Origin of the sequence: Pseudomonas sp. SG20056, assembly GCF_031764535.1 — a bacterium.
Taxonomy (GTDB): Bacteria; Pseudomonadota; Gammaproteobacteria; order Pseudomonadales; family Pseudomonadaceae; genus Aquipseudomonas.
Genome location: NZ_CP134499.1, coordinates 3,225,131 through 3,242,524, shown reverse-complemented (window position 1 = coordinate 3,242,524; position 17,394 = coordinate 3,225,131). Strand labels below are relative to the sequence as shown.

Here is a 17,394-nt window from a genome sequence, read left to right as displayed (position 1 = left end):
CATCCCCTGATCATTGATCGCAGCCAGGATCAGCACTTTATGCGCGAGGCGCTGGCGCTGGCCGCCGAAGGCGCTGCCTTGGGTGAGGTGCCGGTTGGCGCAGTGCTGGTGCAGGATGGCCAGATTGTAGGGCGCGGTTTTAACTGCCCGATCTCCACCCATGACCCCAGCGCTCACGCCGAGATGGTGGCGATTCGCGCCGCCGCCCAGGTCGTGGATAACTACCGTCTGCCGGGCAGCACCCTGTATGTCACCTTGGAACCGTGCAGCATGTGCGCCGGGCTGATCGTGCATGCGCGAGTGCAGCGCGTGGTGTATGGCGCAACCGAGCCTAAAGCTGGGGTAGCGTTGAGTCGCGGACAGTTCTTCAGTCAGGAATTTCTCAATCACCGAGTGTTGATTGAGGGCGGTTTACTGGCGGAGGAGTGCGGTGCGGTGCTGAGTGCGTTCTTCAAAGCGCGGCGTGAGCAACGCTAGAACCTGCTCAAAGTCTGCTGCGCGTCGGCTCTGCTGCGTTAAAAACAGGCTGGAAGCCGCTTGCGGCTAACGCGCTTCAGCGCGACCCCGAAGGGGCGAGTGAAACGAGTAATGCTCATGTACAGCTCGTACACTCCGCTTCCTCGCCGCTTTGACCAGCCGGAGGCTGTTACTACGTAGCGCCTTGCATAGCTCTAGCTCGCGAGCCTTTGAGCAGGTTCTGTTAAAGCGGCGGGGTCTGCTCATTCGGCTGACGTTTGTCGATCCCCGGCACATGCTGATTGCTTTCGGCGATTTGCGAGCCTTCCAGCTGCGGCTGTGTCACCCAGGTGAGGATGTCATAGTAGCGGCGGATGTTGCGCACAAAATGCACTGGCTCGCCGCCGCGGGCGTAGCCATAACGGGTTTTGCTGTACCACTGCTTCTGCGATAGACGCGGCAGGATCTTCTGCACATCCAGCCATTTATTCGGGTCCAGGCCTTCGGCTTCGGTGAGCTTGCGCGCATCTTCCAGATGGCCGCCACCGACGTTGTAGGACGCTAGGGCGAACCAGGTGCGATCAGGTTCCTGAATGCTCTCCGGCAGCTGATTCTTTACATAGACAATGTATTTGGCGCCACCTTCGATGCTCTGTTTGGGGTTCAGGCGGTCCGATACGCCCATGGCCTGAGCGGTGCGCAAGGTCAGCATCATCAGCCCGCGTACCCCGGTTTTCGAGGTGGCGGTGGGTTGCCAGAGTGATTCCTGATAACCCATGGCGGCGAGCAGGCGCCAGTCGACCTGATTGGCCTGGGCGGCTTCGCGAAAGTATTTCTCGTAGCGCGGCAGGCGTTGCTGAAGGTGCTTGGCGAAGGTGTAGGCGCCGACATAGCCGAGTACATCGACATGGCCGTAGTAGCGATCCTTCAACCGTTGCAGGCTGCCGTTCTGATGGGCACGCTCGATAAAGGCATTCATCTCGTCGAGCAGGCTGCGGTCTTCACCGGGGGCGGTGGCCCAGGCCAGGTTTTGCGCATCGCCCAGGTCAAAGGCCACACGCACGTTGGAGAAGTACACCTGATTCATCGCCAGCTCGTTGGAGTCGACAAGAGTCAGGTCGATCTGCCCTTCATCAACCATGCGCAGCAGGTCGACCACTTCAACGGCTGCGGACTCTTCGTAAGCCAGTTCCGGTAATTGCAGCTTGAGTGCGGCCAGCTGTTCAGCATGGCTGCTGCCTTTGAGCACCAGAATGCGTTTGCCGAGCAGGTCATCCGGGCGGGTCGGGCGTTGCTGGCCGTTGCGATAAATCACCTGAGGGGTGACTTCGAGGTAAGGCAGGGAGAAGCGTGCGTGCTGCTGCCGTCCGTCGCTTTCTACCAAACCGGCGGCAGCCAGTACCGGGCCGTTGGGTTTGTTCAGGCTGGCGAATAGCTCGTCGAGGTTGTCGGCGGTTTCGATTTTCAGCTCAAGACCCAGATCGTCGGCGAAGCGCTTCACCAGCTCGTATTCGAAGCCGGTCTCGCCGTTACGGTCCTGGAAGTAGGTGGCCGGGCTGTTACGGGTGATCACCCGCAGTACACCCTCCGCCTGAACGCGCTCGAGTGTGCTGGGTTCTTCAGCACAGCCGCCGAGCAGCAGGAGGATTCCGATCACCGACAGCCAGCAGGCGCAGCGCACACGGAACGCAGATTGGGCAAACATTGGCGCAGTATACGCAAAGCATGGGGCGCGCCATATCTCGACAGCGGGTTGCTTCTCTGCTAGCGCAGTCGCCACGTTTGGCCCGCCTTCACGGGTGCCGTTGGCAACGCTTTAGGCTAGAATGCACGGCCTCAAAGTACACCCCTTCCCAGAGGCTGTCCCCGATGTTGATCCTGCGCGGCGCTCCCGCCCTTTCTGCTTTCCGTCACGGCAAACTGCTTGAGCAACTGACCAGCAAGGTTCCTGCGGTCACCGGCCTGTATGCCGAGTTCGCGCATTTCGCCGAGGTTACTGGCGTTTTGAGTGCCGACGAAGAGCAGGTATTGGCCCGTTTGCTGAAATACGGCCCGAGTGTGCCGGTGCAGGAGCCAAGCGGCCGCCTGTTCCTGACCATTCCGCGCTTTGGCACCATCTCGCCCTGGTCGAGCAAGGCCAGCGACATCGCTCGCAACTGCGGCCTGGCGAAGATTCAGCGCATCGAGCGCGGCCTGGCGTACTACGTCAGCGGCGAGTTGAATGCTACCGAGGCGCAGCAGGTTGCCGACGTGCTGCATGACCGCATGACCCAGCTGGTGCTGGATAACCTCGAAGGCGCCGCTGCGCTGTTCAGCCATGCGCAGCCCAAGCCGCTGACTGCCGTGGACATCCTCGGTGGTGGGCGCGCTGCGCTGGAGAAGGCCAACGTTGAGCTGGGCTTGGCCCTGGCCGAAGACGAAATCGATTACCTGGTGACCAGCTTCAACGGTCTGGGGCGCAACCCTCATGACATTGAACTGATGATGTTCGCCCAGGCCAACTCCGAGCATTGCCGCCACAAGATCTTCAATGCCAGCTGGGATATCGATGGTGAGAGCCAAGAGAAATCCCTGTTCGGCATGATCAAGAACACCTACCAGATGCATAACGAAGGCGTGCTGTCCGCTTATAAAGACAACGCCTCGGTGATCGTTGGTAGCGTCGCTGGGCGTTTCTTCCCGGACCCTGAGACCCGTCAGTACGGCGCGACCCAGGAGCCCGTGCATATCCTGATGAAGGTGGAAACCCACAACCACCCGACGGCCATCTCGCCGTTTTCCGGTGCGTCCACCGGTTCTGGTGGCGAGATTCGCGACGAAGGTGCCACCGGCCGTGGTGCCAAGCCGAAGGCTGGCCTGACCGGTTTCACCGTCTCCAACCTGAACATCCCCGGTTTCGAGCAGCCTTGGGAAGTGCCTTACGGCAAGCCTGAGCGCATCGTTACCGCCTTGGACATCATGATTGAAGGCCCACTGGGCGGCGCGGCGTTCAACAACGAGTTCGGTCGTCCTGCCCTCACTGGCTACTTCCGCACCTTCGAGCAGGCGATCCAGACCCCGCGCGGTGAAGAAGTGCGTGGTTACCACAAGCCGATCATGCTCGCTGGCGGTATGGGCAACATCCGTGCAGATCACGTGCAGAAGGGCGAGATCACCGTGGGCGCCAAGCTGATCGTGCTCGGCGGCCCAGCCATGCTGATCGGCCTTGGCGGCGGCGCCGCTTCGTCGGTCGCCACCGGTGCCAGCTCGGCTGACCTGGATTTTGCCTCGGTACAGCGCGAGAACCCGGAAATGGAGCGCCGTTGCCAGGAGGTTATCGACCGTTGCTGGCAGCTGGGTGACAACAACCCAATTGCCTTTATCCATGACGTTGGCGCGGGTGGTATTTCCAACGCTTTCCCCGAGCTGGTTAATGACGGTGGCCGTGGCGGCCGTTTCGAGCTGCGCAACGTGCCGAATGACGAACCGGGCATGGCCCCGCATGAGATCTGGAGCAACGAGTCCCAGGAGCGCTACGTACTGGCCGTCAGCGCCGTCGACTTCGAGCGGTTCAAGGCGATCTGTGAACGCGAGCGTTGCCCGTTTGCCGTGGTTGGTGAGGCCACTGAAGAAGCCCACTTGACCGTGACTGACAGCCATTTCGCCAACACCCCGGTGGACATGCCTCTGGAAGTGCTGCTCGGCAAACCGCCGCGCATGCACCGTTCGGCTGCACGCGAAGCTGAGCTGGGCGATGATTTCGATGCCAGCACCCTGGCCATCGACGAAGCTGTTACCCGCGTGCTGCATCACCCGGCCGTGGCCAGCAAGAGCTTCCTGATCACCATCGGTGACCGCACCATTACCGGTCTGGTTGCCCGCGACCAGATGGTTGGCCCGTGGCAGGTGCCGGTGGCTGACTGCGCGGTAACCGCCACCAGCTTCGACGTTTACACCGGTGAAGCCATGGCCATGGGCGAGCGCACCCCGCTGGCGCTGCTGGATGCTGCGGCGTCCGGGCGTATGGCGATTGGCGAGACCCTGACCAACCTGGCCGCATCGCGCATCGAAAAGCTCTCCGACATCAAACTGTCCGCCAACTGGATGGCCGCTGCCGGTCACCCGGGCGAAGACGCGCGTCTGTATGACACCGTGAAAGCGGTCGGCATGCAGCTGTGCCCGGAACTGGGTATCACCATCCCGGTGGGCAAGGACTCGATGTCGATGAAAACCCAATGGCGCGACGAGGGCACGGATAAGAGCGTGACCTCGCCGCTGTCGCTGGTGGTAACCGGCTTTGCTCCGGTCAGTGATATTCGCAAGACCCTGACCCCGCAACTGCGCATGGACAAGGGCGAAACCGACCTGATCCTGATCGATCTGGGCCGCGGCCAGAACCGTATGGGTGCCTCGATCCTTACTCAGGTTTACGGCAAGCTCGGTACCCAGGCGCCTGATGTGGATGACGCTGAAGACCTCAAGGCCTTCTTCGCGGTTATCCAGGGTCTGAATGCTGACGGTCATATCCTCGCTTACCACGACCGTTCCGACGGCGGCCTGATGGTGACTGCGCTGGAAATGGCTTTCGCTGGCCACTGCGGCTTGAATCTGTTCCTCGATGCCTTGGCCGATAACAGCGCTGAGCTGGCCGCCGTGCTGTTCAACGAAGAGCTGGGTGCAGTGATTCAGGTGCATCAGGACGCCACCCCGGAAGTGCTGGCACAGTTCAGCGCCGCCGGTCTGGGCGACTGCGTGGCGGTGATTGGTCAGCCGGTCAACAGCGACGACGTGGCGATCAGCTTCAACGGTCAGCCGGTATTCGGCGGCCAGCGCCGCCTGCTGCAGCGTCAGTGGGCGCAAACCAGCTACCAGATTCAGCGTCTGCGCGACAACGTGCAGTGCGCTGAGCAGGAGTTCGACACCATCCTCGACGAGGAAAATCCAGGGTTGTCGGCCAAGCTCAGCTTCGACGTCAATCAGGACATCAGCGCGCCGTATATCCGTAAGGGTGTGCGCCCGCAGATCGCCGTACTGCGTGAGCAGGGCGTCAACGGCCAGGTGGAAATGGCTGCGGCCTTCGATCGCGCGGGTTTCAACGCAATCGACGTACATATGAGCGACATCCTCAGCGGTCGCGTCAGCCTGGACGAATTCAAGGGTCTGGTCGCCTGCGGCGGTTTCTCCTACGGCGACGTACTGGGTGCTGGCGAAGGCTGGGCCAAGTCGATCCTGTTCAATAGCCGCGCCCGTGATGGTTTCCAGGCGTTCTTCGAGCGCAAGGACAGCTTCGCCCTTGGCGTGTGCAACGGCTGCCAGATGATGAGCAACCTGCACGAGCTGATCCCTGGCACCGAGTTCTGGCCACACTTCGTGCGCAACCGCTCCGAGCAGTTCGAGGCGCGCGTAGCCATGGTGCAAGTGCAGGAGTCGGCGTCGATTTTCCTGCAAGGGATGGCTGGTTCGCGTATGCCAATCGCCATCGCCCACGGTGAAGGTCATGCCGAGTTCGAGAACGAGGAAGCTCTGCTCGAAGCCGATCTGTCCGGCTGCGTGGCCATGCGCTTTATCGACAACCACGGCAAGGTCACCGAAACCTATCCGGCCAACCCCAACGGTTCGCCGCGTGGGATCACCGGTCTGACCAGCCGCGACGGCCGCGTGACCATCATGATGCCGCACCCGGAGCGGGTATTCCGTGCTGTGCAGAACTCCTGGAAGCCGGATGATTGGCAGGAAGATGCCGGCTGGATGCGCATGTTCCGCAACGCCCGCGTGTGGGTGGATTGATCCGATTGGCGCATGCTTATGTCGAGTAAGCCTGCGCCGATTCTGCCTGAGGTGCGCCAGGTCAAACCTGGCGATACCTTGCTGCTGTGCCGCTGCGGGCGTTCGTCCCAGCTTCCTGATTGTGTTTCTGCCTGCCCTGATGCGCTTGAACTGCAGCCTGAGCGAGAGCAATTTCTGCTGCTCTGCCGTTGCGCGCGCTCGCAACGTCTACCTTACTGTGATGGCAGCCATAACCTGCCGGTAAGCGGTTTCGTGGCCCGTTGGCGGCGCTTCTGGTGCGGTTTATAACTTGGCTGATTGAGCTAATACGTTGAACACACAGCAGATTATTCGGTCATAGGGTGCAAGTGTGATGGGCTGCGCGAATACCCGGTAAGGCAAAATGCCATTATTGTGTGGCATCATTACCGAACTGTTTTTATCAGTCTTGCCGGCGGAGACTTCGATGTACAAGCTGTGTTTTTATGTGCCTGAAACTCATCTGGATGCCGTGAAGAGCGCGGTATTCAATGCCGGTGGCGGACGTATTGGTCAGTATGATCAGTGTTGTTGGCAAACCCTGGGACAGGGGCAGTTCCGCGCTCTGGAAGGCAGTCAGCCATTTATTGGCCAGCCTGGGCAGGTCGAGCAAGTGGCGGAGTGGAAAGTCGAGATGGTGGTGGCTGACGAGCTGATTCATGACGCGGTCAAGGCCATGAAGAAGCAGCATCCCTATGAAGCGCCGGCTTTTGAGGTGTGGCGGCTGTCAGATATTCAGTTCTAATTCATAAAAAAGGCGCCATGAAGGCGCCTTTTTTATGTCTGCTGTTCAGGGTCTGATTTCGATCAGGGTGCCGTCCTTGACCACTGCCCAGACCTCGCGCATATCAATGTTGCGCATGGCGATGCAGCCTTCGGTCCAGTCCAGGGTGTGGAACATCCACTCCGGGTATTCCTCATCCAGCGGCGTGCCGTGAATCATGATCATGCCGCCTGCCGATACACCACTCTTGCGCGCCTGCGCCTGGTCGCGGGCGTTGGGATAAGAGATGTGCATGGACAGGTTGTACTTGTCGCTGGTCTTGCGCCAGTCGATCCAATAGAAACCTTCCGGGGTGCGCAGGTCGCCCTCGCGTTGTTTGGCCCCTTTAGGCTTTTTGCCCAGAGAGATGCGATAGGACTTGAGGGTGTCGCCACGGCTGATCAGGTGCAATTTGCGTTCAGATTTGATCACCAGCACCTTGTCGATGGTTTTGCCATTAAGGGTCGGTGTGGTGCTGGCGGGGGCAGCCAGGGTAACGGTCAGGCAGAGTAGGGCGAACAACCAGCGCATCGTATTTCCCGTGAATCAAAAGGCTTTCTTGTAATGTGCGCGCAAGGCTTCAAGCGGCTCGTTGCGGACCGGGTAGTGCTGCTCGCGGCGGTCTGCGAAGTAGCATTCTAAGGTACGCCCGATGGTCGGGAAAGCCAGCTCTGACCAGGGGATGTCCTGTTCGTGAAATAGCTGAACCTCAAGGCTTTCTTCGCCAGGGGCAAAGTCCAGGTCGACCAGCTCGGCGCGAAACAGCATATACACCTGATTGATGTGCGGCAGGTCGAACAGGGTGTAGAGATTCAGGCTGCGCACCCGTGCGCAGGCCTCCTCATGGGTTTCGCGGGCGGCAGCCTGTTCCAAGGTTTCGCCGTTCTCCATAAAGCCTGCTGGCAGGGTCCAGTAGCCACGGCGTGGCTCGATGGCGCGGCGGCACAGCAGCACCTGTTCGCCCCATACCGGCAGACAGCCGGCGATGATTCGCGGATTTTGATAATGCACGGTCTGGCACTGCGCGCAGACGTGGCGCAGGCGGTTGTCGCCCTGCGGGATGATATGGCTGACCGCGCCGCCACAGTTGCTACAGAACTTCATGCCAGACCCTCGCTACCTATCGGCTATCTTGGCGCGCATTTCGGCTGCTCGGCAAGCAACCTGGCAGGGCAAATTATCCAGCGCCTGAATGATTGCCGTTGCTGGCGCAGGGCTTGGGCCGTGCGCTGCTTTCGTGCCATGATCGAACGCAGAATAAAAGACTGAGAATCCCCATGCTGGACGAGTTGCTCCATCGCATGCGTGGCTATAGCCCGCACATTCTGCAGACTGACAAGCGTTACCCTGAGGCCGCAGTGCTGGTGCCCATCACCCGCAGCGACGAGCCGGAAGTGGTGCTGACCTTGCGCGCCAGCGGTTTGTCTACCCATGGTGGTGAAGTGGCGTTTCCCGGTGGTCGGCGTGATCCGGAAGATGCCGATTTGATCGAGACCGCCTTGCGCGAGGCAGAAGAGGAAATCGGCTTGCCGCCTGGGTTGGTCGAGGTTATAGGGCCGCTTAGTACTTTGGTATCGCGCCACGGTATTCAGGTCACCCCTTATGTCGGTCTAGTGCCGGACTTTGTCGAGTACAAGCCCAACGACGGTGAGATTGCCGCCGTATTTGCCGTGCCGCTCGCGTTCTTTCGCGACGACCCGCGGGAAACCACTCACCGTATCGATTATCTCGGGCGCAGCTGGTATGTGCCGAGTTACCGGTATGGCGAATATAAAATCTGGGGGCTGACGGCGATCATGCTGGTCGAGTTGGTCAATCTAGTGTTCGATGATGTGCATATCGATATGCATCAGCCGCCCGAGCACTTTATCAAGCTCACCTGAGCCTATGAGGAAGCATCCATGAAATACCGCCTGGGTTCGTCCCAAGTCGAGGCCCATGCCGACAGCTGGGTTGCCCCGAATGCCACGCTTGTCGGCAAGGTCAAACTGGAGCCGGGTGCCAGCGTGTGGTTCAACGCAGTGCTGCGCGGTGATAACGAGCTGATTCATATCGGTGAGAACAGCAACGTGCAGGACGGTACCGTGATGCACACCGACATGGGCTTTCCACTGACTATCGGCACTGGCGTGACCATCGGCCACAACGCCATGCTGCATGGTTGCACGGTGGGCGATTACAGCCTGATCGGCATCAATGCGGTGATCCTTAATGGCGCGAAAATCGGCAAGTACTGCATCATCGGCGCCAACAGCCTGATCGGTGAAGGCAAGGAAATTCCCGATGGTTCGCTGGTCATGGGCTCGCCCGGCAAGGTGGTACGCGAACTGACCGAGCCGCAGAAGAAGATGCTCGAAGCCAGCGCCGCCCATTACGTGCACAACGCCCAGCGCTATGCCCGTGATCTGCAGGAGCAGGACGATTGATGCAATCGCAGGAACGTCCGGTCGCCTCGCCCTGCGTGCATGTCTGCGCGCTGGACGATGAAGACATCTGCATCGGCTGCCAGCGCACGGTCGCTGAAATCACCCGCTGGAGCCTGATGGATAACGCTGAGCGCCGTGAGGTATTGGTTCAGTGTCATGAGCGGGCCAAGGCTAAAGGCATTCTGCTGTAATTTTCTTGATTAGTTTGAGGATTCACCGTGCCCCGTATCGGAACCCCTTTGTCGCCGAGTGCGACCCGTGTGCTGTTGTGTGGCTCTGGCGAGCTGGGTAAGGAAGTGGTGATCGAGCTGCAACGCCTTGGTGTCGAGGTGATTGCCGTTGACCGTTACGCCAATGCGCCGGCCATGCAGGTGGCGCATCGCAGCCACGTGATCAATATGCTCGATGGCGCAGCCCTGCGCGCGGTGATCGAGCTGGAGCAACCGCACTATATCGTTCCGGAAATCGAGGCTATCGCCACCGCAACCCTGGTCGAGCTGGAAAATGAAGGCTTTACCGTAATCCCCAGCGCCCGCGCTGCGCAGCTGACCATGAATCGTGAAGGTATCCGCCGCCTGGCCGCTGAGGAGCTGGGCCTGCCGACCTCGCCTTATCAGTTTGCCGACTCCTTCGAGCAGTGCCGCGCCGCAGTCGAGAGCATCGGTTTTCCCTGTCTGATCAAACCGATCATGAGCTCTTCCGGCAAAGGCCAATCAGTGCTGAAAAGCCTGGATGATCTGCAGGCCGCCTGGGATTACGCCCAGGCCGGTGGCCGCGCCGGCAAGGGTCGGGTGATAGTCGAGGGCTTTATCGATTTTGATTATGAAATCGCCTTGCTTACCGTGCGCCACAGTGGTGGCACCACCTTCTGCGCGCCTGTTGGCCATCGTCAGGTCAAGGGCGACTACCAGGAGTCCTGGCAGCCGCAGCCGATGAGCGCCAAGGCTCAGGCCGAAGCCGAGCGTATTGCGCTGGCGGTTACCGGTTCGCTGGGTGGGCGTGGGCTGTTTGGTGTGGAACTGTTCGTCAAAGGGGATCAGGTGTGGTTCTGCGAGATATCGCCGCGCCCGCACGACACTGGCCTGGTCACCCTGATTTCCCAGGATTTGTCCGAATTCGCCCTGCATGCGCGGGCAATTCTCGGGCTGCCGATTCCAGCGATTCGTCAGTTCGGGCCGTCGGCTTCTGCGGTGATCTTGGTCGAGGGCGAGTCGCAGCAGGTAAGTTTCGGCAACCTTGGCGCGGCGCTGGCCGAGCCGGATACCGCACTGCGCCTGTTCGGCAAGCCGGAAGTCAGCGGCCAGCGTCGTATGGGTGTGGCGCTGGCGCGTGATGAATCATTAGAAACCGCGCGAGCCAAAGCCACGCGTGCGGCGCAGGCGGTCAAGGTCGCGCTGTGAGTGCGCTGCGTGCTTATGCCTGGTGGCTAGGGTTGGCGCTGTTGGCGCCGATTGCCTTGCCGCTGGCGCTGCGCACGCGGCGTAACACCCTGCGTTTACCGCCAGCCGCAGGGTTACTGAGCGGCGTGGCAGGCGCGGATTTACCGGGCGAGCCATTGCGCCTGCTGGTGCTGGGTGAATCGACCGTGGTTGGTGTGGGTGTGGATGAGCTGGACGCTGCGCTGGTCGGGCAGCTGGCTACTGCTCTGGCTGCGCGTTGCGGCCATCCGGTTGCCTGGCGTGCTTGCGGCGAAAACGGCATTACCGCCGCGCAGGCCCATGAGCGGTTGCTTCCGCAGGTGCTGGATCAACCCTTTGATCTGGCGTTATTGGTGTTCGGCGTCAATGACACCACTCATCTGACTTCACTGCCGCGTTGGGAGGCTGCGCTGGGCGGTATGGCTGAGGCGTTGGCTGCTCGCGGCGCTCGCGTGGCCTTTAGCAGTGTGCCGCCGCTGCAGCATTTCAGCGCCTTGCCCTGGCTGCTGCGGCGTTTACTCGGGATGCGCGCAGGCTTGCTGGATGTGTGCTTGCGCCAGTTGGCAGATCGCTTGGGAGCGGGGCATCACGCGGTTGCGCTGGAGTTTTCCGCCGAGTACCTGGCGCGTGATGGTTATCACCCGTCAGACCTAGGCTATCGCGTGTGGGCGCAGGGGCTGGCCGTCAGCCTTGTGCCGGCGGCTCGGTGTGCGCCTTAGGCTTGGTTTGCCAGGCGCGCACGCTTTTTACCCGGTTATCTGACGACTGCAGAATCTCCAGGCGATAAGGGCCGATCTTCAGGCACACGGCACTGTCGGGGATGCTTTCCAGCGCCTCGGTAACTAGGCCGTTGAGGGTTTTCGGACCGTCGCAGGGTAGGTGCCAGTCCAGCGCTTTGTTGATTTCGCGGATATAAGCTGCGCCATCGATTACCTGGGTGCCGTCTTCCTGAGGGTGGATATCCGGGCTGCGCAGGGTGTCTTGGTTGCTGAAGTCACCGACGATTTCTTCGAGGATGTCTTCCAGGGTAACGATGCCGATCACATCGCCGTATTCGTCGACGACGATACCGATCCGGCGTTTCTGTTTCTGAAAATTGATCAGCTGAGTCGACAGCGGCGTGCCTTCGGGTACGAAGTACGGCTCGTTGCAGGCCGCCAGTAGCGCCTCTTTACTCAGCTCGTTGTGCGTCAGCAGCCGGGCAATCTGGCGCATGTGCACGATGCCTTCGATCTGATTGATGTCGGTACGAAAGACAGGCAGGCGCGTGTGGGTGGTGTTCGTCAGCAGACTGATGATGCTTTCGAGGTCGTCATCGAGGTTGATGCCGGTGACTTCGTTGCGCGGGATCATGATGTCATCCACCGTCACCCGCTCAAGGTCAAGAATGCCAAGCAGCATGTTCTGGCGGTTCTTTGGCATACCGGCGCCGGACTCGCGCACCACGCTGCGCAGCTCTTCGGTGGACAGGCTGTCGCTGGCGCGTTGCGACGGGTCGATGCCGAGCAGGCGCAGCAGCACGTTGCTGATGGTGCTGGTGGTCCACACAACGGGGTAAAGCAGGCGTTGCAGCAGCAGCAGTACTCGGCTGGCGGGAAAGGCCACCAGTTCCGGGCGCAGTGCGGCCAAGGTCTTTGGGGTTATTTCGCCGAAAATCAGCACAACGATGGTCAGGCCCGCGGTGGCAATGGCGATCCCGGCTTCGCCCCAGATATCCACGGCCAGCACGGTGGCGATGGAGGCGGCGAGGATGTTGACCACGTTGTTGCCGACCAGAATGGTGCCGAGCAGGCGGTCTGGGCGGCTGAGTAGGGTGGTGACACGCTTGGCGCCCTTATGCCCTTCCTTGGCCATGTGCTTGAGGCGATAGCGGTTGAGGCTGAGCATCCCGGTCTCCGAACTGGAGAAGAAGGCCGAGCACAGAATCAGAAAAATCAGCAGCCCAAGCAGGTAGCCGGAGTGAAGGTCGTCCACGGAAGGGGTCTCAGATATGCAGAATAAATTCGCGAACCAGCTTGCTGCCGAAGTAGGCCAGCATCAGCAGGCAGAAGCCTGCCAGGGTCCAGCGAATGGCTTTGTGGCCGCGCCAGCCGAGTTGGTGGCGGCCCCACAACAGCACGGCAAAAACCACCCAGGCAAAGCACGAGAGGATGGTTTTATGCGCCAGGTGCTGGGCAAACAGGTCGCTGATAAACAGCGCGCCAGACAGCAGTGAGAGCGACAGCAACGCCCAGCCGGCCCAGAGAAAACCGAATAGCAGGCTTTCCATGGTTTGCAGGGGGGGAAAGTTCTTGATCAGCCCGGACGGGTGCTTGTGTTTGAGCTGATAGTCCTGCAACAGCAGCAGTAGCGACTGGAACACGGCAATGGTCAGCATGCCGTAGGCGGTAATCGACAGCAGGATGTGCGCCAGAATACCGGGTGCTTCATCAATAGACTGGGTGGTGCCGCTGGGCATAAATTGGGCGAGCAGCACCGTGATAAATCCCAGGGGAAATAGCAGTAACAGCAGATTTTCCACCGGGATGCGCATGCAGGCCAGCAGCGTCAGCAGAATAACGGCGGCGGCAATCAGGCTGGCAGCTTTGAAGAAGTCCAGCGACAGGCCGCTGGCATCGAACATCTGCAGAAACAGGCTGCCACCGTGCAGCAGCAAGGCCAGTGTGCCGAGCGCAACCAGCAGGCGCTTGTTGGATGTGCTGCGCTGTTGCAGGCGCAGGCCTTGATAGAGTGCGGCTCCGGCATAAAGGCAGGCAGCGGCGAGGCTGGGTAGCAGAGGGTGCATAAATCCTTGTCAGGCAAACCCGAAAGGCGGCCAGTGTGGCATACAACCCGTCTGCCACGAAAGCGTCTGGCGGTGTCGGTGCCTCGCAGTCTTCGCTATAATCCGCGACCTGTTGCAAGCCCACCCTCGGCTCGATAGAGCCTGAAAGGAACGCGCATGTTCGAAAATCTGACTGACCGCCTCTCGCAGACCCTGCGAAATGTCACTGGCAAAGCCAAGCTGAGCGAAGACAACATCAAGGACACCTTGCGTGAAGTGCGCATGGCCTTGCTTGAGGCTGACGTCGCCTTGCCGGTGGTCAAGGACTTCGTTAATAAGGTCAAGGATCGCGCGGTCGGCACCGAGGTGTCGAAGAGCCTGACGCCGGGCCAGGCGTTCGTGAAGATCGTTCGCGCCGAACTCGAAGAGCTGATGGGCGCAGCCAACGAAGACCTCGCGCTGAATGCCGTGCCGCCTGCCGTGGTGCTGATGGCCGGTCTGCAGGGGGCGGGTAAGACCACCACCGTCGGCAAGCTGGCGCGCTTCCTTAAGGAGCGCAAGAAAAAGACCGTGATGGTGGTGTCTGCCGACGTTTACCGTCCTGCGGCGATCAAGCAGCTGGAAACCCTGGCCAATGATATTGGCGTGACCTTCTTCCCCTCCGATCTCAGTCAGAAGCCGGTGGATATTGCTGAAGCGGCGATCAAGGAAGCCAAGCTCAAGTTTATTGATGTGGTGATTGTCGATACCGCCGGTCGTCTGGCTATCGATGCCGAAATGATGGCGGAGATCCAGGCGCTGCACGCGGCGATCAAACCGGTGGAAACCCTGTTCGTGGTCGACGCCATGACCGGTCAGGACGCCGCCAACACCGCCAAAGCCTTTAATGATGCGCTGCCGCTGACGGGCGTGGTGCTGACCAAGGTCGACGGTGATGCGCGCGGCGGTGCGGCGTTGTCGGTGCGTGCGATTACCGGCAAGCCGATCAAGTTTATCGGTATGGGTGAGAAGACTGAGGCGCTTGAGCCTTTCCACCCGGATCGGATTGCCTCGCGCATTCTCGGTATGGGCGATGTACTCAGTCTGATTGAGCAGGCCGAGCAGACCCTGGATCGCGAGAAGGCCGAGAAGCTCACCAAAAAGCTTAAGAAGGGCAAGGGCTTCGATCTCGAAGACTTCCGTGACCAGCTGCAACAGATGAAGAACATGGGCGGTCTCGGCGGCCTAATGGACAAGCTGCCACAGATGGGCGGCGTCAATCTGGCGCAGATGGGCAATGCCCAAGGCGCTGCCGAGAAACAGTTCAAGCAGATGGAAGCGATCATCAACTCAATGACGCCTCAGGAGCGCCGCGATCCTGACGTGATCAGTGGCTCGCGCAAGCGCCGCATTGCCATGGGTTCCGGCACCCAGGTGCAGGACATCGGTCGTCTGATCAAGCAGCACAAGCAGATGCAGAAGATGATGAAGAAATTCACCGCCAAGGGCGGCATGGCCAAGATGATGCGTGGCATGGGCGGGATGATGCCGGGTGGCATGCCGAAGATGTAAGGAATTTGCGTCGGCAGTGATGTCGGCGCAGACCCCGCAGAATGCGGGGATTTTCAGCAAACCCGCCTTCTGCGGAAGCTGATTGGCCGGGTTGCACAGCGGCCTTCAAGCAGATATTGATCGCACAGCCCTATGCGCCTGAAAAAGCCATTTGCAAAAATCCGCATATTCCTTAGAATATGCGGCCTTTCGGGCACCCATGCCCGCCGTGCATTTAGATTTGCAGCACCGACTACAGGAACTATGTTCACATGCTAACGATTCGTCTTGCCCTTGGCGGCTCCAAAAAGCGCCCGTTCTACAAAATCAACGTGACCGACAGCCGTAACCCACGCGACGGTTCGCATAAAGAAGAAATCGGTTTCTTCAACCCGATCGCTCGTGGCCAGGAAGTTCGCCTGTCCGTGAAGCAAGACCGCCTGGCCCATTGGCTGAGCGTTGGTGCACAGCCTTCTGATCGTGTTGCTCAGTTGTTGAAGGACGCTGCTAAGGCTGCGGCCTAAGCAATATGAGCGCGACGCCTGCTTCTACCGATGATTTGATCGTTATCGGCAAGATCTACTCTGTACATGGCGTTCGCGGTGAAGTGAAGGTGTATTCCTTTACGGATCCTGTTGCAAACCTGTTGCAGTACAAGACCTGGACGCTTAGGCGCGAAGGCAGTGTCAAACAGGTAGAGCTGGTCAGCGGACGTGGGAGCGATAAGTTCCTGGTCGCGAAGCTCAAGGGTCTTGATGACCGTGAAGAAGCACGTCTTCTCGCTGGTTATGAGATCTGTGTGCCGCGCAGTCTGTTCCCTGAGTTGGCTGATGGTGAGTACTACTGGTACCAGTTGGAAGGTCTCAAGGTTATTGATCAGGCAGGGCAATTGCTCGGCAAGGTTGATCACTTGTTAGAAACCGGTGCCAACGATGTGATGGTAGTTAAACCCTGCACCGACAGCCTGGATGGTCGTGAGCGCCTGTTGCCCTATACCGAGCAATGCGTGTTGTCGATTGATCTGAGTGCTGGCGAAATGCGGGTCGACTGGGATGCGGACTTCTAAGCCTGATGCCTAATCTGCGCGTTGAAGTCATTACGCTATTCCCGGAAATGTTTGCCGCTATCAGCGATTACGGCATTACCAGCCGAGCGGTGAAGCAGGGCTTGTTGCAACTGTCCTGTTGGAATCCGCGCAGCTACACCACAGACCGTCATCACACCGTGGATGATCGGCCCTTTGGCGGTGGCCCCGGCATGGTGATGAAGATCAAGCCGCTTGAAGATGCTTTGCTTGACGCGAAGCAAGCTGCAGGTGGTGCGGCCAAGGTGATTTACCTGTCGCCGCAAGGTCGCCAGCTGACGCAGTCAGCAGTACGCGAACTGGCCAATGAGGATGCGTTAATCCTGATTGCCGGCCGCTACGAAGGCATTGATGAGCGCTTTATTGAAGCGCATGTCGATGAAGAATGGTCGATTGGGGATTACGTCCTGTCTGGCGGTGAGCTGCCGGCCATGGTGCTGATCGACGCGGTAACGCGCCTTTTGCCTGGTGCATTGGGTCATGCAGATTCGGCCGAGGAGGACTCCTTTACGGATGGTCTGCTCGACTGCCCGCACTACACCCGCCCGGAGGTGTATGCGGATAAACGTGTTCCCGACGTGTTGCTTAGTGGCAACCACGAACACATCCGGCGCTGGCGTTTGCAGCAGTCCCTTGGTCGGACCTACGAACGACGCGCCGATCTTCTGGAAAGCCGCTCGCTTTCTGGAGAAGAGAAAAAGCTGCTGGAGGAATACGTCCGCCAGCGGGACGATAGTTAATGTATCGATGACCGGCCGAGGCCTGTCTTAGGAGCGCAGCATGACCAACAAGATTATTCAGCAGCTCGAAGCTGAGCAGATGAGCAAAGAAATCCCGACTTTCGCGCCAGGCGACACTGTTGTTGTCCAGGTTAAAGTGAAAGAAGGCGACCGTCAGCGTCTGCAGGCGTTCGAAGGCGTGGTGATCGCCAAGCGTAACCGTGGTCTGAACAGTGCTTTCACTGTTCGTAAGATCTCCAACGGTGTTGGCGTTGAGCGTACTTTCCAGACCTACAGCCCGCTGGTTGACAGCCTGGCCGTTAAGCGTCGCGGTGACGTACGTAAAGCCAAGCTGTACTACCTGCGTGACCTGTCCGGTAAGGCAGCACGCATCAAGGAAAAACTGGGTTAAGTCTCGGTTTTCCAATAAAAAAGCAGCCTTCGGGCTGC

Annotated in this window: 19 protein-coding genes; 14 read left to right on the top strand and 5 right to left on the bottom strand. The window is 59.7% G+C overall.

Annotated elements, in window-relative coordinates:
• Nucleotides 1-39 precede the first annotated feature (39 nt).
• A complete protein-coding gene (tadA, locus tag RHP75_RS15440; protein WP_311091957.1) occupies nucleotides 40-477 on the top strand; it encodes a tRNA adenosine(34) deaminase TadA in 438 nt (145 codons plus the stop codon).
• A gap of 223 nt (nucleotides 478-700) precedes the next feature.
• On the opposite strand, the gene mltF is transcribed toward tadA, so the two are convergent.
• A complete protein-coding gene (gene mltF, locus RHP75_RS15435) occupies nucleotides 701-2,161 on the bottom strand; it encodes a membrane-bound lytic murein transglycosylase MltF (protein WP_311088966.1) in 1,461 nt (486 codons plus the stop codon).
• 164 nt (nucleotides 2,162-2,325) lie between these two features.
• Here mltF and purL point away from each other — a divergent pair, with 164 nt between their 5' ends.
• From purL to RHP75_RS15420, 3 genes are all read left to right on the top strand, one after another.
• Complete coding sequence (gene purL / locus RHP75_RS15430) at nucleotides 2,326-6,222, top strand: phosphoribosylformylglycinamidine synthase (RefSeq protein WP_311088965.1); 3,897 nt, start codon at nucleotides 2,326-2,328, stop codon at nucleotides 6,220-6,222.
• A 12-nt stretch (nucleotides 6,223-6,234) separates the two neighbouring features.
• Entirely contained in the window at nucleotides 6,235-6,510 is a 276-nt protein-coding gene (locus RHP75_RS15425) for a CDGSH iron-sulfur domain-containing protein (RefSeq protein ID WP_311088964.1), read from the top strand.
• 157 nt (nucleotides 6,511-6,667) lie between these two features.
• Nucleotides 6,668-6,985, top strand: a complete 318-nt coding sequence (locus RHP75_RS15420) for a YqfO family protein (RefSeq protein ID WP_311088963.1) — start codon at nucleotides 6,668-6,670, stop codon at nucleotides 6,983-6,985.
• 45 nt (nucleotides 6,986-7,030) lie between these two features.
• Here RHP75_RS15420 and RHP75_RS15415 read toward each other — a convergent pair whose 3' ends face one another.
• Nucleotides 7,031-7,534 carry a L,D-transpeptidase family protein gene (locus RHP75_RS15415; RefSeq protein WP_311088962.1) on the bottom strand — a complete coding sequence of 168 codons (504 nt, stop codon included), beginning with the start codon at nucleotides 7,532-7,534 and terminating at the stop codon, nucleotides 7,031-7,033.
• A 15-nt stretch (nucleotides 7,535-7,549) separates the two neighbouring features.
• Nucleotides 7,550-8,107: an NUDIX hydrolase gene (locus tag RHP75_RS15410; RefSeq protein WP_311088961.1), complete on the bottom strand. Its 558-nt coding sequence runs from the start codon at nucleotides 8,105-8,107 to the stop codon at nucleotides 7,550-7,552.
• A 173-nt stretch (nucleotides 8,108-8,280) separates the two neighbouring features.
• Between RHP75_RS15410 and RHP75_RS15405 the strand changes: the two genes are divergently transcribed.
• The 5 genes from RHP75_RS15405 to RHP75_RS15385 are packed head-to-tail and all read left to right on the top strand — an operon-like array spanning nucleotide 8,281 to nucleotide 11,566.
• Complete coding sequence (locus tag RHP75_RS15405) at nucleotides 8,281-8,886, top strand: CoA pyrophosphatase (protein WP_311088960.1); 606 nt, start codon at nucleotides 8,281-8,283, stop codon at nucleotides 8,884-8,886.
• An 18-nt stretch (nucleotides 8,887-8,904) separates the two neighbouring features.
• On the top strand, nucleotides 8,905-9,429 hold the full coding sequence (locus RHP75_RS15400; protein WP_311088959.1) for a gamma carbonic anhydrase family protein: 525 nt from the start codon (nucleotides 8,905-8,907) through the stop codon (nucleotides 9,427-9,429).
• A complete protein-coding gene (locus RHP75_RS15395; protein WP_282875231.1) occupies nucleotides 9,429-9,620 on the top strand; it encodes a DUF1289 domain-containing protein in 192 nt (63 codons plus the stop codon). The genes RHP75_RS15400 and RHP75_RS15395 overlap by 1 nt, the downstream gene beginning before the upstream one ends.
• Before the next feature lie 27 nt (nucleotides 9,621-9,647).
• Nucleotides 9,648-10,829 carry a formate-dependent phosphoribosylglycinamide formyltransferase gene (gene purT, locus RHP75_RS15390; protein ID WP_311088958.1) on the top strand — a complete coding sequence of 394 codons (1,182 nt, stop codon included), beginning with the start codon at nucleotides 9,648-9,650 and terminating at the stop codon, nucleotides 10,827-10,829.
• The gene (locus RHP75_RS15385; protein ID WP_311088957.1) at nucleotides 10,826-11,566 is read left to right on the top strand and encodes an SGNH/GDSL hydrolase family protein; all 741 of its coding nucleotides are present in this window, start codon (nucleotides 10,826-10,828) and stop codon (nucleotides 11,564-11,566) included. Before purT ends, RHP75_RS15385 begins: the two co-directional genes overlap by 4 nt.
• On the opposite strand, the gene RHP75_RS15380 is transcribed toward RHP75_RS15385, so the two are convergent.
• The gene (locus RHP75_RS15380; RefSeq protein ID WP_167141995.1) at nucleotides 11,532-12,821 is read right to left on the bottom strand and encodes an HlyC/CorC family transporter; all 1,290 of its coding nucleotides are present in this window, start codon (nucleotides 12,819-12,821) and stop codon (nucleotides 11,532-11,534) included. The genes RHP75_RS15385 and RHP75_RS15380 overlap by 35 nt on opposite strands.
• Before the next feature lie 10 nt (nucleotides 12,822-12,831).
• The gene (locus RHP75_RS15375) at nucleotides 12,832-13,632 is read right to left on the bottom strand and encodes a cytochrome c biogenesis protein CcsA (RefSeq protein ID WP_311088956.1); all 801 of its coding nucleotides are present in this window, start codon (nucleotides 13,630-13,632) and stop codon (nucleotides 12,832-12,834) included.
• A gap of 156 nt (nucleotides 13,633-13,788) precedes the next feature.
• On the opposite strand from RHP75_RS15375, the gene ffh reads away from it, so the two are divergent.
• The 5 genes from ffh to rplS all read left to right on the top strand — a co-directional run bounded on the left by ffh (nucleotide 13,789) and on the right by rplS (nucleotide 17,356).
• Nucleotides 13,789-15,162, top strand: a complete 1,374-nt coding sequence (gene ffh / locus RHP75_RS15370; protein ID WP_311088955.1) for a signal recognition particle protein — start codon at nucleotides 13,789-13,791, stop codon at nucleotides 15,160-15,162.
• Between the two features lie 251 nt (nucleotides 15,163-15,413).
• Nucleotides 15,414-15,665 (top strand): 30S ribosomal protein S16, encoded by a 252-nt coding sequence (gene rpsP / locus RHP75_RS15365; protein WP_090239277.1) that lies wholly within the window; start codon nucleotides 15,414-15,416, stop codon nucleotides 15,663-15,665.
• Nucleotides 15,666-15,670: 5 nt separating this feature from the next.
• Entirely contained in the window at nucleotides 15,671-16,207 is a 537-nt protein-coding gene (rimM, locus tag RHP75_RS15360; RefSeq protein WP_311088954.1) for a ribosome maturation factor RimM, read from the top strand.
• 5 nt (nucleotides 16,208-16,212) lie between these two features.
• Nucleotides 16,213-16,965, top strand: a complete 753-nt coding sequence (gene trmD / locus RHP75_RS15355; protein WP_311088953.1) for a tRNA (guanosine(37)-N1)-methyltransferase TrmD — start codon at nucleotides 16,213-16,215, stop codon at nucleotides 16,963-16,965.
• A gap of 40 nt (nucleotides 16,966-17,005) precedes the next feature.
• Nucleotides 17,006-17,356: a 50S ribosomal protein L19 gene (rplS, locus tag RHP75_RS15350; RefSeq protein WP_311088952.1), complete on the top strand. Its 351-nt coding sequence runs from the start codon at nucleotides 17,006-17,008 to the stop codon at nucleotides 17,354-17,356.
• Nucleotides 17,357-17,394 lie beyond the last annotated feature (38 nt).

Coding starts and splice junctions, on each gene's coding strand:
- tadA (WP_311091957.1), top strand. CDS start 40: ATGCGCGAGGCGCTGGCGCTGGCCGCCGAAGGCGCTGCCTTGGGTGAG.
- mltF (WP_311088966.1), bottom strand. CDS start 2,161: ATGTTTGCCCAATCTGCGTTCCGTGTGCGCTGCGCCTGCTGGCTGTCG.
- purL (WP_311088965.1), top strand. CDS start 2,326: ATGTTGATCCTGCGCGGCGCTCCCGCCCTTTCTGCTTTCCGTCACGGC.
- RHP75_RS15425 (WP_311088964.1), top strand. CDS start 6,235: ATGCTTATGTCGAGTAAGCCTGCGCCGATTCTGCCTGAGGTGCGCCAG.
- RHP75_RS15420 (WP_311088963.1), top strand. CDS start 6,668: ATGTACAAGCTGTGTTTTTATGTGCCTGAAACTCATCTGGATGCCGTG.
- RHP75_RS15415 (WP_311088962.1), bottom strand. CDS start 7,534: ATGCGCTGGTTGTTCGCCCTACTCTGCCTGACCGTTACCCTGGCTGCC.
- RHP75_RS15410 (WP_311088961.1), bottom strand. CDS start 8,107: ATGAAGTTCTGTAGCAACTGTGGCGGCGCGGTCAGCCATATCATCCCG.
- RHP75_RS15405 (WP_311088960.1), top strand. CDS start 8,281: ATGCTGGACGAGTTGCTCCATCGCATGCGTGGCTATAGCCCGCACATT.
- RHP75_RS15400 (WP_311088959.1), top strand. CDS start 8,905: ATGAAATACCGCCTGGGTTCGTCCCAAGTCGAGGCCCATGCCGACAGC.
- RHP75_RS15395 (WP_282875231.1), top strand. CDS start 9,429: ATGCAATCGCAGGAACGTCCGGTCGCCTCGCCCTGCGTGCATGTCTGC.
- RHP75_RS15375 (WP_311088956.1), bottom strand. CDS start 13,632: ATGCACCCTCTGCTACCCAGCCTCGCCGCTGCCTGCCTTTATGCCGGA.
- ffh (WP_311088955.1), top strand. CDS start 13,789: ATGTTCGAAAATCTGACTGACCGCCTCTCGCAGACCCTGCGAAATGTC.
- rpsP (WP_090239277.1), top strand. CDS start 15,414: ATGCTAACGATTCGTCTTGCCCTTGGCGGCTCCAAAAAGCGCCCGTTC.
- rimM (WP_311088954.1), top strand. CDS start 15,671: ATGAGCGCGACGCCTGCTTCTACCGATGATTTGATCGTTATCGGCAAG.
- trmD (WP_311088953.1), top strand. CDS start 16,213: ATGCCTAATCTGCGCGTTGAAGTCATTACGCTATTCCCGGAAATGTTT.
- rplS (WP_311088952.1), top strand. CDS start 17,006: ATGACCAACAAGATTATTCAGCAGCTCGAAGCTGAGCAGATGAGCAAA.